The 15,282-nt window shown below is 70.8% G+C and carries 16 protein-coding genes; 3 read left to right on the top strand and 13 right to left on the bottom strand.

The genetic code is table 11. The features are described from left to right. Positions 1-28 precede the first annotated feature (28 nt). The 5 genes from IE178_RS02370 to IE178_RS02350 are packed head-to-tail and all read right to left on the bottom strand — an operon-like array spanning position 29 to position 5,609. Positions 29-1,036 carry an SCO2521 family protein gene (locus IE178_RS02370; protein WP_193511098.1) on the bottom strand — a complete coding sequence of 336 codons (1,008 nt, stop codon included), beginning with the start codon at positions 1,034-1,036 and terminating at the stop codon, positions 29-31. Between the two features lies 1 nt (position 1,037). Beyond that, positions 1,038-2,021 (bottom strand): SCO2522 family protein, encoded by a 984-nt coding sequence (locus IE178_RS02365; RefSeq protein ID WP_193511097.1) that lies wholly within the window; start codon positions 2,019-2,021, stop codon positions 1,038-1,040. Beyond that, entirely contained in the window at positions 2,018-2,935 is a 918-nt protein-coding gene (locus tag IE178_RS02360; RefSeq protein WP_193511096.1) for an SCO2523 family variant P-loop protein, read from the bottom strand. The genes IE178_RS02365 and IE178_RS02360 overlap by 4 nt, the downstream gene beginning before the upstream one ends. Before the next feature lie 3 nt (positions 2,936-2,938). Continuing rightward, positions 2,939-4,783: an SCO2524 family protein gene (locus IE178_RS02355; protein WP_193511095.1), complete on the bottom strand. Its 1,845-nt coding sequence runs from the start codon at positions 4,781-4,783 to the stop codon at positions 2,939-2,941. A gap of 55 nt (positions 4,784-4,838) precedes the next feature. Further along, positions 4,839-5,609, bottom strand: a complete 771-nt coding sequence (locus IE178_RS02350; RefSeq protein ID WP_193511094.1) for an SCO2525 family SAM-dependent methyltransferase — start codon at positions 5,607-5,609, stop codon at positions 4,839-4,841. A gap of 319 nt (positions 5,610-5,928) precedes the next feature. On the opposite strand from IE178_RS02350, the gene IE178_RS02345 reads away from it, so the two are divergent. After that, complete coding sequence (locus IE178_RS02345) at positions 5,929-6,477, top strand: GNAT family N-acetyltransferase (RefSeq protein WP_193511093.1); 549 nt, start codon at positions 5,929-5,931, stop codon at positions 6,475-6,477. Between the two features lie 52 nt (positions 6,478-6,529). Here the strand turns inward: IE178_RS02345 and IE178_RS02340 are convergent, their stop codons facing one another. After that, positions 6,530-7,231, bottom strand: a complete 702-nt coding sequence (locus tag IE178_RS02340; RefSeq protein ID WP_193511092.1) for a TerB family tellurite resistance protein — start codon at positions 7,229-7,231, stop codon at positions 6,530-6,532. A gap of 184 nt (positions 7,232-7,415) precedes the next feature. Continuing rightward, entirely contained in the window at positions 7,416-9,137 is a 1,722-nt protein-coding gene (gene leuA, locus IE178_RS02335; protein ID WP_184760694.1) for a 2-isopropylmalate synthase, read from the bottom strand. Between the two features lie 328 nt (positions 9,138-9,465). Between leuA and IE178_RS02330 the strand changes: the two genes are divergently transcribed. Both IE178_RS02330 and IE178_RS02325 read left to right on the top strand, forming a co-directional pair. Next, a complete protein-coding gene (locus IE178_RS02330) occupies positions 9,466-10,536 on the top strand; it encodes a M4 family metallopeptidase (protein ID WP_193511091.1) in 1,071 nt (356 codons plus the stop codon). A 20-nt stretch (positions 10,537-10,556) separates the two neighbouring features. Then, on the top strand, positions 10,557-10,823 hold the full coding sequence (locus IE178_RS02325; protein WP_193511090.1) for a protealysin inhibitor emfourin: 267 nt from the start codon (positions 10,557-10,559) through the stop codon (positions 10,821-10,823). Between the two features lie 122 nt (positions 10,824-10,945). On the opposite strand, the gene era is transcribed toward IE178_RS02325, so the two are convergent. The 6 genes from era to ybeY form a co-directional block, all read right to left on the bottom strand. Continuing rightward, complete coding sequence (era, locus tag IE178_RS02320) at positions 10,946-11,932, bottom strand: GTPase Era (protein WP_184760691.1); 987 nt, start codon at positions 11,930-11,932, stop codon at positions 10,946-10,948. A 133-nt stretch (positions 11,933-12,065) separates the two neighbouring features. After that, positions 12,066-12,545 carry a hypothetical protein gene (locus IE178_RS02315; protein WP_184760690.1) on the bottom strand — a complete coding sequence of 160 codons (480 nt, stop codon included), beginning with the start codon at positions 12,543-12,545 and terminating at the stop codon, positions 12,066-12,068. A 197-nt stretch (positions 12,546-12,742) separates the two neighbouring features. Beyond that, entirely contained in the window at positions 12,743-13,096 is a 354-nt protein-coding gene (locus IE178_RS02310) for a cytidine deaminase-like protein (protein ID WP_193511089.1), read from the bottom strand. Positions 13,097-13,116: 20 nt separating this feature from the next. Next, positions 13,117-13,476, bottom strand: a complete 360-nt coding sequence (locus IE178_RS02305) for an MmcQ/YjbR family DNA-binding protein (protein ID WP_184760688.1) — start codon at positions 13,474-13,476, stop codon at positions 13,117-13,119. Further along, on the bottom strand, positions 13,473-14,783 hold the full coding sequence (locus IE178_RS02300) for a hemolysin family protein (RefSeq protein ID WP_184760687.1): 1,311 nt from the start codon (positions 14,781-14,783) through the stop codon (positions 13,473-13,475). The genes IE178_RS02305 and IE178_RS02300 overlap by 4 nt, the downstream gene beginning before the upstream one ends. Then, the gene (ybeY, locus tag IE178_RS02295) at positions 14,780-15,277 is read right to left on the bottom strand and encodes an rRNA maturation RNase YbeY (RefSeq protein WP_145869319.1); all 498 of its coding nucleotides are present in this window, start codon (positions 15,275-15,277) and stop codon (positions 14,780-14,782) included. The genes IE178_RS02300 and ybeY overlap by 4 nt, the downstream gene beginning before the upstream one ends. Between the last annotated feature and the right edge of the window lie 5 nt (positions 15,278-15,282).

Here is a 15,282-nt window from a genome sequence, read left to right as displayed (position 1 = left end):
GGCTGGTGGGCGTCTCGCGGGTGTCGGACTAGGGGCTCGGCTCCACCTCCCGGGACGCCGGGGGGATCGCGTGCAGGGTCAGCTGGTCGCGGATGCGCTGCACCAGCGCCTGCCACTGTCGGGTGAAACCGGGCTGTTCCTCCAACGCGGTCCACAGCGGGGCCAGTTCCCTGGACACCCGGGCCCGCGGCATCCACAGATGCAGCAGATGGTCGACGGCCGGCCGCAGCGCTTGGACGACGGTGGGGCGGCCCTCGGCCGGGCCCGGCAGCGGCCGGGCGCGCGGTGTCCCGGGGCCCAGGCGGATCCCGTCCAGGATGTGGACCACGGTCGTCAGCAGCCAGTCGTGCAGGGCCAGATCGTCGCAGAGCCCGGCGATCTCGGCGCTGCGGGTGCCCTCGGGAACCCGCAGCCGCACGGTGCGCAGCTCGTCCTCCGCGACGGTGAACCGCTCGATGGACGGCCCGTCCCCGTGCTGAGTGGGCAGGGCCACCCAGCGCAGCCGGGTGGGCCGGGACCTCAGGGGCGGCCTCTGGTCGAGCAGGGGGTGCCGCAGCAGCCGTGTGAGCAGTCCGCCGGCGATCAGCCCGACGTCGAGTTCGCCGAGCCCCCCGCCGTCGAGCAGGCCCTGGGCGACCGCCTCGCGGGGCAGCTTCCCGAACGGCTCGACCACCCCGGGCCGTACCAGGTAGTGGCCCCAGGGCCGCCGGTGGTCGGGGCCGGTGGCGGGGACCCGGAAGTACGCGGACGTCTGCAGCACGCGCCCTTCGGTGAGCGCGGCCCGTGCGGCGACCGTGCCGACCGCACGGACTCTGGCCCCGTTGGAGCTGGGGAGCGGGCAGTCGACTCCGGTCAGGGTGTCGGGGGAACGCCCGTAGAGGTTGGGCCGCTCGGAGACCAGGACCCGCTCGTCGGCACGCAGGCGCAGGAGCTGGGCGGCGGCACGGCTGTCGAGGGCCTGCCCGGCGGGCAGCAGGCAGGTCCGGACCTCGCCGCAGGCGAGCACGGCACGCGCTGCGGTCTCCTCCGGCCCCATGTCACGTCCCCGCGTAGAAGAGGTAGGAGACACGATCGGCCACCGAGTCGGGTACGGCCACGGACTCGCGGGCGGACCGCTCGGCGACCTGGTGCAGCGCCTCCGGGTCCACCTCGACCTGGTCGAGGATCACCCGGACGGCGTGCTCGACGGGCAGGAAGCGGTTGGGCAGCACGGAGCAGGTCCGGTAGGCGGCGAACGGATCCGCCCGCGGGTTGAGCCGCACCAGCGTGGGCAGTTCGTCCCAGTCCTCGGGGAATTCGGAGTCGGCGTCCGGGTGCGGGTGCGGGTGCGGGTGGGGGGACAGGACGGCCTCGCCCCGGTTGCGCAGCAGCCCGAGGCGGGCGAGCTGCCACACGGCGGCCAGGAAGGGGCAGGACCAGGTGCGCCGTCCGTCGGGGCCGTCGCTCCACAGCTCGACGTCCAGGAAGACGGAGTGGCGGCGGGCCGCGGTCTCCGTGGGCGGCTGCCAGGCGGCGGCCCTCTTCATCGCCTGCGGGGCGCGCGCGGTGGGGCTGCGCTCCCCGTTGGCCAGCCAGCCGGTCTGCGCGGCCGGGGGCCGGATGCCGTAGCTGCCGGGCGGCGGTTCCTCGACGATGCGGCCGGCCACCGCTTCCGCGACCGGCACCTTGCCGGTGACCGCGCAACCGGACTCGCGGGCCAGGTAGTCGATGACCAGTCCGGCGCGGTCGGCCTCCGCCAGCAGGAGGGGGACGAGTTCGGCTGGGCTGGAGAAGCGGGCGAAGTAGTCGTCTATCAGGAAGCAGGTGCTGATCCGGGGGCGTTTGCCGCCCGCCTGGTCGACCGCGACGGTACGCGCCGCCTCCACCCAGGGCCGTACCCGGTCGAAGTGCTGCCGCAGGTGCGCGGGCCCGGCCTCGAAGTCCTCCATGTAGAAGTGGCCCAGCTCCAGGGAGAGATGGGACAGCGGCACCGCCTGGGTCCGTGGTTCCGCGGAGGTCTCGCGGAACACCGCTTCCGTCATGGCCGCCCCCAGTGGGAGTCGTCGGTCAGGCGCCGGGCGATCTCCTCGAGCGCCTCCAGCGTCTCCTTGTTGGCGATCTGGGTGGAGAGCACGTCCTCTTCGGTGATCAGCTGTTCGCGCCACTGCAGGATGGGTTCCAGCGGCACGATGCCGAGGACGACGCTGTCGCCGATGCGGTGCTCCGCGGCGAGCCGGCGCAGCGCCTCGTCGCAGGCCTGCATCCAGGCCGCCTGGGCGGGCGAGCCGTGCAACCACAGCGGCGACTCCGGATCGGGCACGGCGGCCCGTACGAAGCGGATGGCGCCCTGCAGGGTCTCCTCGTCGTGTCCGCGGTCGACGCCGCCCTTGAGGATGCCGTTCTCCTTGTGGACGAGACCGGAGGCGGCGATCACGTGCTGCCGGGTCCAGCGGTGGAAGACGAGCCAGCGGAAGGGGACGTAGCGCATCCGGGGGTGGGCCGTCGCCGCCAGGACCAGGTCCACGGCGTAGCTGCGGCCCGCGCTCAGGTCCACCACGATGAGGTCGAACTCGCCGTTGAGCTGCAGCAGGAGGTCGACGCACCGCTCCAGGGCGTCCTCGTCCGTGGCGAATTCGCCGCCCCCGACGTCACCGGGGAAGAGGACCAGGCGGCCGGACTGGTTCGGCCGGGCACGCAGCAGAGGGTGCTCGGTCTGCCGCCAGACGTCGATCCTGGCGGGCTCGGTGACCTCGCCCTCGAGGTAGGAGTGCAGGCCCCGCTCCTCGGTGCCGCGCATCGCGCCGGGGACGTCGAAGACGGCGGCGGCGGTGGGCGAGCCGAAGTCGAAGTCCACGTAGGCCACGTGGTCGCCGGTCAGGGCACGCTGGTAGGCCAGGTTGGCGCTGGTGACCGAGCGGCCCGTGCCTCCTTTGTCGGAGGCGGCGAAGACGAGCACGGCTCACCCCTCCTGTGTGGCGGCACCCCGGGCCTGGGCCAGGGTGTCGAGTTCCTGGAGCACGGGCAGGGCCAGCGCGAAGGCGGTGGCGGGCCGTTCGTCGACCAGGCCGCGGGCGTGGTCGAGGCGGCTTTCGATGCTCCGCATGGCCCGCCCCCGGCTGCCGTCGGCGGAGGCGGGGGCCTCCAGCTGTTCCTTGCCGAACAGGTGGGTGGCCTCGCTGAGCAGTTCCCTGGCGAGCTGGGCGAGTTCCGGGCTGCGGATGGGCTGCTGCTCGTACATGTTGCGAGCGGCGACCAGGCACTCGGTGACGCGTTCGGTGACGCTCCAGGACAGACGCCGGGTGATGCCGCGCGCGTCCGGGTAGACGGCCTGCACGTTGTCCCAGAGGCCGGTGCCGTGGCCTTCCTCGATCCGCCGGTTCCACAGATGTTCGAAGGTCTGCTCGGCGAGGCGCAGCAGACGGTCCTGCGCGTCGATGTTCCGGGAGAGTTCCGCGAGCTGGATGGTTCGCTTGAGCAGTTGCGCCGAGAAGTCCGTCATCCGCCACTGGAGGAGCGAGCCGGAGCGTTCGGAGCCGGCGAGCGGCATCATCACTCCCGGGTCGTGCAGCCGGACCACGGGGTCGTTGCGCGTCATCCGGCTGGTGATCCGGCCGCGATCGGCGAGGCGCTCCATGATGGCGACGGTGCGGGTGAGGTCGTCGTCGGTCGCTTTCCGGCGGACCAGGTCGTGGACGAGGATGGCCGCGACGGTCAGGGAGAAGTACTCCGACTCCAGCCGCAGGCCGGTGGTCTGCCAGGGGAGGTCCTCCAGGGGCCAGCGCTCGCTGCCGAACCTGGCCACCGCCGACCAGTACTGCTGGCTGAGTTCCCAGCGCAGCCGCAGCGCCTCGGCGAGTTTCTGCTGATCGGCGTCGAGCAGGCCCAGGGTGAGGGTGCGCTCGGAGAAGAGGTCCTGGATGCCGTCCAGGGCGACGACGGTGAAGTACACGTAGGGCAGCCGGTCGGCGATGCCGTCGGGCTGGCCGGGGACCTCGACGCTCAGGTCGGTGATCTGCGGCGCGTCCTTGACCACGCCCCAGGCCCAGCCGCACTCGAAGAGCTGGCTCTCGTCCCGGATGCTCTCCTCGACCTCGATGCCGCGGCTGAGGCTCTCGATGATCGTGGCGCGCAGCGGACGGAACCGGCGGGAGAACTGCTGCAGCACCGCCCGGTCGGACTGTCTGTTCTGCCCGATGACCTCGATCAGCCGCCGGCCCTGTTCGGACTCGGCGTCGAAGACGTTGACGGTGAAGGAGCGCAGCAGGCTGATCATCGCGGCGGTCAGCCGTGTGTTGGTGGCGTCTCTCAGCTCACTGAGCGCCTTGCGCACTTCGGGGCGGGTGGTGCTGGTCTCGTAGACCTTGAGGAATCCGAGTGTGGCGAGGCAGAGCGTGACGGACATGGAGTAGGAGTCGACGACACCCAACTTGCCTTGCTCGTAGGTGAGTTCGTCCTTCGGGTCGGCCGGTTTGAAGTACGGTCCGCCCGCGAAGGTGGGGCTCTCGTCCGGCCCGGTGTAGGTGCGCATGAACTGGGTCAGCGCGGTGATCAGGTTGGGCGGGATCTCCAGCCGGCTGCCGACCCGCTCCAGCGCGCGCAGCACGTCCCGCTCGGTGGTGTCCGGCTGGTCGAGGCGGAAGGCGGGGACCTCGGTGGCGGGGTACAGCAGACAGAGCAGCCGCTCCGCGTCCGCGACGCTGCTCAGCCCGTCGGTGTCCCCCCAGACGAGTTTTCCGTCGTCGAACGAAGAGCGGGCCGCTGCCCGCCAGATGTCCAGCAGATGCTGGCGTGGCTTGATCTGCATCCCCCTACCCCTCGTACAGATCCGGTTGCCCGTATCTCAGACATGGTCCCCGTTCCTACGTGGCGGCAATCACGGAATTCCGCCGCCCCAGTGCGAGGATCATTCCCTCGTGTCCCGGCCGCACCATGTGGTGCAGATCGTGGATCTCCAACTCGTCGGCGAAGTCCCCCAAACTCTCCCGGACCCGGTTCTCGTTCACCCGGTAGGCCGGATACCGATGGGCACCGACCTGGTATCCGACCGACTCCTTCATGAACGCGGCGGCGAACGGGGCCCCCTCGTTCAGCGCGTCCATGAAGCACCGTACGCCCCGCTGGAATTCGTCGGGACACTCGGACATGGAATCGGCGACGAAGAACATCGTCCCGATGTCCCAGCGCCGCTGTCCGTCCAGGTCGAGCAGGTTGGCCCGCTCCGCGCGGACGATCTCGCTGAACCGGCTCCGCGGCTCGAGGGAGTGATAGGCGGGAGCGTCGCGGAGCACGTCCCAGAACGCGTCCCACACCACGTCGTATCCCTCGGGAGACGCCTGCTTCTCCAAATACTCGACATTCGGGCGGGCGTACTCCAGCAGGAGGATCTTTTCGCACCAGGGGAGCATGGAGAGCGCCGGATAGAGATTCGCGCCGGCCCCTACGTCGACACCGCGCACCGAATGCGGAACGTTTTCGGCGAAGCAGCCGCTGAAATAGTCGCGCATCAGTCGAACGATCAGCAGATCGACCTCGAGCGGGGTGCGGTAATTGAGGTCGACATAGGCCTCCGGATCGAACTTCGACCACGGGGCGTCGGCGTTGCGGTCCATAATCACCCTGCCGCGTTCCATTCAGTGTCGGACAAGACCGTGTGCCCTGTCTGCGCGTCCTCGTGAACGTCGGCAGGTGAAGCAGCATCTCCGGTGCTCGCACGGTAGGCCGCCACGGCATGCGGAAACAGCCAGGAACACGCCAGTCCTCAATGAACGGGCGCACACCAGGCGCACGCCAGCATATCGCTACACACCTGAACTCGCCCTTGCACGCGGTGAGTTGGGAGCTCACTCTAGCCAGAAGCAGTCACCGGCCGCCACCGGGAGCCGCAATCCTCCCGGGTGAACGGGCCGGTGCGTGTCGCGTTGACGTCCGCACGTCCCGACTGGGGGTGGCATGACCGCCGAACCGCTGGAGCGAGCCCTGGACCGCCACGAGCACCTCATGGAACCGGCCAGGTTCCCGGGGTCCGGGCGCCTGGTCCTACGGACGGCACGGGAGTCCGACCTGCCCGAGCTGTGCCGCCTCGACGAGGAGGTCTTCCAGGAGGTCGCCTATCCCGCGTTCCTGCTGCGCCAGCTCTACGACATGTACGCGGAGCACCTGCTGGTCCTCGACGAGGGCGAGGGCCACCTGCGCGGCTATGTGCTGGCCGCCACCACGGGCCTGAGCCGGGACAGCTGGATCCTCGGCCTGTGTGTGACCCGGGACCGCCGCCGCCACGGACTGGGCCGTGAGCTGATGAGGGAGATCCTGACACGGCTGCGCCGGGACGGCGTCGAGCAGGTCAGGCTGACCGTGGAGCCCGCCAACCGGGCCGCGATCCTGCTCTACCGGTCCCTGGGCTTCCGGCCCGAGCAGCCCGACGACGGCCTGCGCCGGGACTACTTCGGCCCCGGCCTGGACCGTCAGATCCTGCGCCTCGAACTCCCCCGGGACCACTGAGCCGCCCGGGGGACCACCGGACCACCGCCGCGACGGTGCCGCGGCCTTCGGGTCAGGACGGGGTGCGGGCCGCCGCCAGCAGGCGGGTGACGTCGTCCGCGCAGATGGTGAGGGCCGCGCCCACGGTGGCCAGGGCATCGCGTTCGGCGGGGGTGTAGGGGCCGTCGGCGAGGGCGATGCGGGCGCCCTGGAGGAGGATCGATTCACGGCCCGGCGCGGCGAGGTGCGGGGCGAGCGGGTCGAGGGCCTCGTGCAGCTCGATGGCGAGGCCCGCGGCGCAGGGCTGGCCGGTGAAGCGGCCGGTGTCCGCCTCCAGCGCCTCGACGAGCGCGGCCAGCTGTTCCTCCGTGCAGTCGTCGAAGCCCGCCGCGCGCACCCCGGCCGCCGCCGTCTCCAGGGACGCGCGCGAGCCGGTGCCGCCGGCGGTCAGCACCGCGAGGGCGACGGTGTGGACGGCGTCGCGGAGCATCGCGGAGAAGCGGGTGGTGGTGGGGTGGTCCAGGACGTCGGTGCCGAAGTGGCGGCGGCAGGCGGCGCATTCGACGACCGGCCCCGTCTCGCCGCGCGGCAGCACCGGCACGCCGAAGAGGGCGAAGCGGCGGTGCCCGGTCAGCCGCTGGTAGTTGCGGTCGCCGCCGCAGCCGGGGCAGAAGAACTCCCCGTCGCCGACGGGCGTCCACGAGGTGCGGGTGCCCAGCAGGCGCGACAGTCTGGTGGCAGCGGCACGGCCGTTGGGTCCCCGTCCTGGCAGCACGTCGCACCTCCGTAAGGCCACAGCACCATCGCCGCGCTTGCGTGATGTTAGCCACATCCATGAGGTGGAGTCAGTACCCGGGACGAGACCTTTCCGTGACCTCCACAGCAATTGGCCGGTATATGACGGGGCTCCGCCCGCCGGACAAGGCGGACGGAGCCCTCAAACCCCACGAAACGGCTGTTCAGCGCGCCGCGCGGTTGACGGCCGAGACGACCGCCTTCAGCGAGGCCCGCGTGGTGTTCGCGTCGATTCCGATGCCCCACAGCACCTTGTCGCCGATGGCGCACTCGATGTACGAGGCGGCCTGCGCGGAGGCGCCCTCGCTCATCGTGTGCTCCTGGTAGTCCAGCAGGCGCACGTCGACGCCGACGCCCTGCAGTGCGTGGAAGAACGCCGAGATCGGGCCGTTGCCGGTGCCGACCAGGGTGGTCTCCACGCCGTCGACCGTGGCCTCGACGGTGAGGGTGTCCACGCCGTCGCGGTCGGTGGTGGACTGGCCGTTCGCGACCTGGATACGGCCCCAGGGGTTCCCCGGGTTGGGCAGGTACTCGTCCTGGAAGACGGCCCAGATGTCGGCGGGGGTGATCTCGCCGCCCTCCGCGTCCGTCTTGGCCTGGATGATCTTCGAGAACTCGATCTGCATCCGGCGCGGCAGGTCCAGCTTGTGGTCGTTCTTCAGGACGTAGGCGATGCCGCCCTTGCCGGACTGCGAGTTGACGCGGATGACGGCCTCGTAGGAGCGGCCGACGTCCTTGGGGTCGATGGGCAGGTACGGGACCGCCCACTCGATGTCGTCGACGGTGACACCGCGCGCGGCCGCGTCGGCCTCCATGGCGTCGAAGCCCTTCTTGATGGCGTCCTGGTGGGAGCCGGAGAAGGACGTGTAGACTAGGTCGCCCACGTACGGGTGGCGCGGGTGGACCTCCATCTGGTTGCAGTACTCCCACGTACGGCGGATCTCGTCGATGTCGGAGAAGTCGATCTGCGGATCGACGCCCTGGGAGAACAGGTTCATGCCCAGGGTGACCAGGTCGACGTTGCCGGTGCGCTCGCCCTGCCCGAACAGGCAGCCCTCGACCCGGTCGGCGCCGGCCATCAGGGCCAGCTCGGCGGCGGCGACGGCCGTGCCGCGGTCGTTGTGCGGGTGGACCGACAGGCAGACGTGCTCGCGGCGGGAGAGGTTGCGGCCCATCCACTCGAAGCGGTCGGCGTGGGTGGAGGGGGTGGAGCGCTCGACGGTCGCGGGCAGGTTGAGGATGATCTCGCGGCCCGGGCCGGGCCGGTAGACGTCCATCACCGCCTCGCAGACCTCCAGCGCGAAGTCCAGCTCGGTGTCGGTGAAGATCTCCGGGCTGTACTGGTAGCCGAACTCGGTCTCCTCGCCCAGCAGCTTCTCGGCGTACTCCATGACCAGACGGGTGCCGTCCACCGCGATCTGCTTGATGTCGTCCCTGGAGCCGCGGAAGACCACCCGGCGGAAGACCGGGGCGGTGGCGTTGTACAGGTGGACGGTGGCGCGCTTGGCGCCCTTCAGGGACTCCACGGTCCGCTCGATCAGGTCCTCGCGGGCCTGGGTCAGTACGGAGATCGTGACGTCGTCCGGGATGGCGTCCGGGTCCTCGATGATGGAGCGTACGAAGTCGAAGTCGGTCTGCCCGGAGGCCGGGAAGCCGACCTCGATCTCCTTGTAGCCCATCTTGACCAGCAGGTCGAACATCGCGCGCTTACGGGCGGGCGACATGGGGTCGATCAGGGCCTGGTTGCCGTCACGCAGGTCGGTGGAGAGCCAGCGGGGGGCGGTGGTGATCCGCTTGTCCGGCCAGGTGCGGTCGGGGATGTCGACCTGGTCGTACCGGCCGTACTTGTGGATCGGCATGGGGCTGGACTGCTGGCGGTTCGCCATGATGCGTGGGCTCCTCGGTGGTCCGCGGGGTGTCCTGAGGGACGGCCGACGGCGCAACGCCAGACTCCGCGGGGAGGGGGTCGGCCTCTACTGGGGACCCTCACCGCGGCAGCTAAGGAGAAGCAGCCCGAAACGCATGATGCTCCGCAGCTTAACCGAGTCGCCCACCGTGCGAGGGTCCGTATCAGTATGCGGGACCCGAGGGAGGAACGGGACAAAAAGTGCCGTATACCACTGCGAGAGGAGACGGAGGCGGAGTGGCCGGGGATTTCATCCATCATGGTTGCGGGTAGTGACAGTCAGGACACACAGTGCGAGGGTGCCGGGCATGACCACGACCGGGGGCTTCGAGCCCGTCTTCTGCACCATCGTCCCGCCACACGTCCTCGACCGGCTCGCCCAGGCCGACGACCCCGCGCTCGCCGGGCCGGCGCGCCGCACCCTCCAGCGCGACGCCTACGAGCGCACCCAGCGCCGGCTGACCACGGTGGTCGGCGCCCCGGCCGCCGCCCCGCTCGCCGAGGCCGAGGCCGGCAAGCCGCGCCGCACCGTGTACGACGCCCGGCACGGCACCGGCCTGCCGGGCGAGAAGGTGCGCGGCGAGGGCGACGAGCCCGGCAAGGACGCCACCGTCAACCGTGCCTACGCCGGTCTGGGCGCCACGTTCGAGCTGTTCCTCACGGCCTACGCCCGTGACTCGATCGACGGCAACGGGCTGCCCCTGGACGCGACCGTGCACTACGACCGCGACTACAACAACGCCTTCTGGAACGGCGAGCAGATGGTCTTCGGCGACGGGGACGGGGAGATCTTCCTCGACTTCACCCTCCCCATCGACGTCATCGGCCACGAACTCGCCCACGGCGTCACGCAGTACACCGCGAACCTGACGTACTTCGGCCAGCCCGGCGCGCTCAACGAGTCCATGTCGGACGTCTTCGGCGCGCTCATCAAGCAGTACTCGCTGGGCCAGACCGCGTCCGAGGCCGACTGGCTGATCGGCGCGGGCCTGCTCGCCCCGCGCGTCACCGGCACGGCGCTGCGCTCGATGAAGGAACCGGGCACGGCCTACGACGACGACGTCCTCGGCAAGGACCCGCAGCCCGCGACGATGGACGGCTACGTCCGCACCGGCCGGGACAACGGTGGCGTCCACATCAACTCCGGCATCCCGAACCACGCCTTCTACCTGGCGGCCACCACGCTCGGCGGACACGCCTGGGAGCGGGCGGGACAGGTCTGGTACGACGTCCTCACGGGCGGTGAGCTCAAGCAGGACGCGCTGTTCACGGACTTCGCGACGCTCACGGTGCGGGCGGCCCGCGCCCGGTACGGGGAGGGCGAGGAACTGCTGGCGGTGACCAAGGCGTGGGAGCGGGTGGGGGTGCGCACGCTGTAGTTCCGTACTAGACACGGACCATGCGCATTCAGGTGAGACGCACCGGTGGGTTCGCGGGCATCGAGCGGCAGGCCGAGGTGGACACCTCGGGCCGCGCCGACGCCCCCGAGTGGCACGCCCTGGCCGAGCGGGTGATGGCCGCCGGCCGGGGAACACCGCCGGCCGGGGTCCCGGACGGCTTCAGCTACCGGATCACGGTGGACGGGAGGTCGGTGTACTGCGCGGATCCCGGGCTGACGGAGGAGCAGCGGACACTGATCCGCGGAGTGCTGAAGGAAGGCGCGTAACGGCCCTCGTACGCGACGGGCGTCGACCTCGGTCACCGGCGGGGCGGAGGGTCCGGGCCATGGTGACGACGGAGGCGCCGTACGGCTGGTTCAGGGCGCTGCCAGGCGCCCGGCGGCAGTGATCAGAACCCCAGTCGCCGCAGCTGCTTCGGGTCGCGCTGCCAGTCCTTGGCGACCTTGACGTGGAGGTCGAGGAAGACGGGCGTCCCCAGCAGGGCCTCGATCTGCTTGCGGGACTTGATGCCGACGTCCTTCAGGCGCTTGCCCTTGGGGCCGATGACGATGCCCTTCTGGCTGGGGCGCTCGATGAAGAGGTTGGCGTGGATGTCGAGCAGGGGCTTGTCGGCGGGACGGTCCTCGCGCGGGAGCATCTCCTCGACGACCACGGCGATGGAGTGCGGGAGTTCGTCGCGGACGCCCTCCAGGGCCGCCTCGCGGATGAGTTCCGCGACCATGACCTGTTCGGGCTCGTCGGTGAGGTCGCCCTCGGGGTAGAGGGCCGGGCCCTCGGGCATCAGCGGGATCAGCAGGTCTGCCAGCAGCTCGACCTGCTGGTTGGCGGTCGCGGACACCGGGACGATCTCCGCCCAGGTGATCCCCAGCTCCCGGCCCAGCTGGTCGACGGCGATCAGCTGCTCGGCCAGCGCCCTGCCGTCCACCAGGTCGGTCTTGGTGACGACGGCGATCTTCGGGGTCTTCTTGATCCCGGCCAGCTCCTTGGCGATGAAGCGGTCGCCGGGGCCGATCTTCTGGTCCGCGGGGATGCAGAAGCCGATCGCGTCGACCTCCGCCCACGTGGTGCGGACCACGTCGTTCAGCCGCTCGCCGAGCAGGGTGCGCGGCTTGTGCAGCCCGGGGGTGTCCACCAGGATCAGCTGCGCCTGCGGGCGGTGGACGATGCCGCGCACGGTGTGCCGGGTCGTCTGCGGCCGGTTCGAGGTGATCGCCACCTTCTGCCCGACCAGAGCGTTCGTGAGGGTGGACTTGCCCGCGTTGGGGCGGCCCACGAAGCAGGCGAAACCGGCCCTGTGGTCCCCCGCGGCCTCATGGGCGTGGGAGGTGCCCCCATCGTCGGCAGGCTGCTCGGATGACTGGGTACGAACACTCATGCCGTCCATTCTCCCTGATCCGGAAAGCCCTGCCGTACCACCGGCCCGCGCGGGCCGGTGCGGAGGCGGGTGTTCCGGGACGTACGGGCCGGACGCCCCGTGGGTGTCCGGCCCGTACGCCCCGCCCGGTGGATCAGTCGAAGACGAACGGACCCGGTGCCTGCGGCCCGGTCGCCGTGCAGGTGATGGTGATGAAGCCGAAGGCGGTCACCTTCAGCGTGCCGCCGAACGCCTCCAGGCTGTCACCGGAGGCCACGGTCCCGGTGAGCGGGCCTACCTTGAGGGCACTACCGACCGCCATGGCCGGGTTCTTGGTGCCCTTGAAGACGGTCTTGCCGCCACCGGCCTTCACCAGGGTGAGCTCCGAGACGAGTGAGTCCTGGCCGAGGGCCACGGGCGCGGTGACCGCGGAGGTGCTGATGGTGACGGTGGCGGACGTGCCGCTCTGGGTGGCCGTCAGGGAGGCCTGGCCACCGCCCCAGCTTCCGCAGTCGGCGTTGACCGTCGCCGTCCCGGGTGCGACGGCGGCGGCGGTGGGGGCGAAGGCGAGCCCGCAGACCGCGAGAGCACCTGCCACCAGGGACGCACCTGTTCCGATTCGCTTGCCTCTCATAGGATTCCGGTCCCTTTCCGTGGGGGGGAATTCCGTGGGGGGAACTGCTCGGCAGATGGGGTCCGGACCCGCTGCACCACGCCGGCTGACGTCGTGTCAGGACCGGCGTCTCCATTGATGCGCGGGAGACAGGGCGCGGCAAGGTAGAAATCTGGCCTATTTACCGGCGGTAACAGCAGGGTGGGAGGGCAGGCGCGTCAGCCCGCGGTGACCGTCTCCCGGACCGTGCCGTCCGGGCCGGCCACCAGCACGGGGGTGCCGGGCCCGCCGAGGTCCCGTACGGCCGCGCGGTCCTCGGCCGACGCCGACTCCGCGTCCGTCACCACCGCCGCCGCCTCCAGCGACGTCGCACCGGAGGCCACGGCCATCGCCACCGCCGTCCGCAGGGCGCTGAGCTTCAGGGAGTCCAGGGTCACGGTCCCCGCGACATACGTCCGCCCGGTCTCGTCCCGTACGGCCGCCCCCTCGGGCACGCCGTTGCGGGCCCGCGCGGAACGGGCCAGGGTGACGATCTTGCGGTCCTCGGGGTCGAGCGCGCTGCTGTCGGTCATGCCCCGAGCATAAAGGGGGCTCACGGGCGGTCGAGGCGGAGGCGGTCGGCGCGCGGCAGACCGGCCACGACCAGGTCGTAGGAGTCCTCGACCAGCTCCCGCACCAGGCGGTCCGGGAGGCCGCCGTCGACGGTCACCGTGTTCCAGTGCCGCTTGTTCATGTGGTAGCCGGGGACGATCAGACCCGGGTGCTCGGCGCGGAGCCGGATCGCGTCCTCCGGCTCGCACTTGAGGTTGACCGTGAGGGGCCTCGCGTCCAGGTTCGTCAGCGCGAACAGCTTGCCCCGGACCTTGAAGACCGAGGTCCGCGGGTCGAAGGGGAAGTCCTCCACGGCCGCGTTGAAGGACAGGCACAGGGCGCGCAGCTGCCGCGGCGTCACTCCGCTCCCGCCTCCTCGGCGACGAGCGCGTCCGCCGGCTTCACCGGCTCCACCAGCACCGTCACGATCTTGTTCCGGCGTCCGGCCGCCGCCTCCGCGGTCAGCCGCAGCTCACGGGCGTCGGGGAGGGCGACCACGGACGAGGCGCCCGCGATCGGCACCCGGCCGAGGTGTTTGGCGAGCAGCCCGCCGACGGTCTCCACGTCCTCGTCGTCGAACTCCTCCAGGCCGTACAGCTCGCCCAGGTCGCCGATGTCGAGGCGGGCGGTGACCCGGTAGCACTCCTCGCCCAGCTCCTCCACCGGCGGCAGCTCGCGGTCGTACTCGTCGGTGATCTCGCCGACGATCTCCTCGAGGATGTCCTCGATGGTGACGATGCCCGCGGTGCCGCCGTACTCGTCGACGGCGACGGCGACGTGGTTGCGTTGCTTCTGCATCTCGCGCAGCAGGTCGCCGGCGTTCTTGGTGTCGGGCACGAAGAAGGCCGGGCGCATGGCCGTGGACACCAGCTCGTTCTCGGCGTCCCGGCTGATGTGCGTCTTGCGGGCCAGGTCCTTGAGGTAGACGATCCCGACGATGTCGTCCTCGCTCTCGCCGGTCACCGGTATCCGGGAGAAACCGGAGCGCAGGGCGAGGGTGAGGGCCTGGCGGATGGTCTTGTACCGCTCGATCACCACCAGGTCGGTGCGCGGCACCATGACCTCGCGCACCAGGGTGTCGCCCAGCTCGAAGACCGAGTGCACCATGCGGCGCTCCTCGTCCTCGATCAGCGACTCCGCCTCCGCGAGGTCGACCAGCGCGCGCAGTTCCGCCTCGGAGGCGAACGGGCCGTGCCGGAAGCCCTTGCCGGGGGTGAGCGCGTTGCCGATGAGGATGAGCAGCGAGGGGACCGGGCCCATGATCCGCGCGAGCGGCACCAGGACGTACGCGGCGGCCGTGGCGGTGTTCAGCGGGTGCTGGCGGCCGATGGTGCGCGGGGAGACACCGACGGCGACGTAGGACACGAGGACCATGACCGCGATGGCGATCAGCAGTGCCTCGGCCGTGCCGTCGAACGCCCTGAGGCAGCCGTACGTGATCAGCGCGGCGGCGGCCATCTCGCAGGCGACGCGGACCAGCAGCGCCACGTTGAGGTAGCGGGTGGGGTCGGCGGAGATCTGCGCGAGCCGGGCGCTGCCCCGGCGGCCGGAGCGTACGGCCTCTTCGGCGCGGAAGCTGGAGACGCGCGCGATGCCGGTCTCCGCGCAGGCGGCGAGCCAGGCGACGACCACCAGGGCGATCGCGCCGAGGACGAGTTGCGGGCTCATGACACGGTCGGGGCCGGGGACGGGCCGGTCAGGCCCCTCTCCGCACGCCAGCCGTCCACGATGGCGGCCTGCAGACCGAACATCTCGGCCTTCTCGTCCGGTTCCTCGTGGTCGTAGCCCAGCAGGTGCAGCACACCGTGGACGGTGAGCAGCTGGAGCTCCTCGTCCATGGTGTGCCGCGTCTCCGCTTCCTCGCCCTGCCTGGCGGCGACCTCGGGGCAGAGCACGATGTCGCCGAGCAGCCCCTGCGGGGGCTCGTCGTCGTCCTTGGACGGCGGCCGCAGCTCGTCCATCGGGAACGACATGACGTCCGTCGGCCCGGGCAGGTCCATCCACTGGATGTGCAGCTGCTCCATGGCGCCGGCGTCCACGACGATCACCGAGAGTTCGGAGAGCGGGTGGATACGCATCCGCGCGAGCGCGTAGCGGGCGATGTCGAGGATCGCCTGCTCGTCGACCTCGGTTCCGGACTCGTTGTTGACGTCGATCGACATCTGGT

The organism is Streptomyces griseoloalbus (genome assembly GCA_014650015.1).
GTDB classification, from domain to species: domain Bacteria; phylum Actinomycetota; class Actinomycetes; order Streptomycetales; family Streptomycetaceae; genus Streptomyces; species Streptomyces griseoloalbus.
The sequence above is the reverse complement of the archived record's forward strand: the minus strand, read 5'-3'. Positions and strand labels throughout refer to the sequence as shown.

Excerpts from the sequence above, each read along its gene's own strand:
- IE178_RS02370 (WP_193511098.1), bottom strand. The coding sequence starts at position 1,036 with ATGGGGCCGGAGGAGACCGCAGCGCGTGCCGTGCTCGCCTGCGGCGAG.
- IE178_RS02365 (WP_193511097.1), bottom strand. The coding sequence starts at position 2,021 with ATGACGGAAGCGGTGTTCCGCGAGACCTCCGCGGAACCACGGACCCAG.
- IE178_RS02355 (WP_193511095.1), bottom strand. The coding sequence starts at position 4,783 with ATGCAGATCAAGCCACGCCAGCATCTGCTGGACATCTGGCGGGCAGCG.
- IE178_RS02350 (WP_193511094.1), bottom strand. The coding sequence starts at position 5,609 with ATGGAACGCGGCAGGGTGATTATGGACCGCAACGCCGACGCCCCGTGG.
- IE178_RS02345 (WP_193511093.1), top strand. The coding sequence starts at position 5,929 with ATGACCGCCGAACCGCTGGAGCGAGCCCTGGACCGCCACGAGCACCTC.
- leuA (WP_184760694.1), bottom strand. The coding sequence starts at position 9,137 with ATGGCGAACCGCCAGCAGTCCAGCCCCATGCCGATCCACAAGTACGGC.
- IE178_RS02330 (WP_193511091.1), top strand. The coding sequence starts at position 9,466 with ATGACCACGACCGGGGGCTTCGAGCCCGTCTTCTGCACCATCGTCCCG.
- IE178_RS02325 (WP_193511090.1), top strand. The coding sequence starts at position 10,557 with ATGCGCATTCAGGTGAGACGCACCGGTGGGTTCGCGGGCATCGAGCGG.
- era (WP_184760691.1), bottom strand. The coding sequence starts at position 11,932 with ATGAGTGTTCGTACCCAGTCATCCGAGCAGCCTGCCGACGATGGGGGC.
- IE178_RS02315 (WP_184760690.1), bottom strand. The coding sequence starts at position 12,545 with ATGAGAGGCAAGCGAATCGGAACAGGTGCGTCCCTGGTGGCAGGTGCT.
- IE178_RS02310 (WP_193511089.1), bottom strand. The coding sequence starts at position 13,096 with ATGACCGACAGCAGCGCGCTCGACCCCGAGGACCGCAAGATCGTCACC.
- IE178_RS02300 (WP_184760687.1), bottom strand. The coding sequence starts at position 14,783 with ATGAGCCCGCAACTCGTCCTCGGCGCGATCGCCCTGGTGGTCGTCGCC.
- ybeY (WP_145869319.1), bottom strand. The coding sequence starts at position 15,277 with ATGTCGATCGACGTCAACAACGAGTCCGGAACCGAGGTCGACGAGCAG.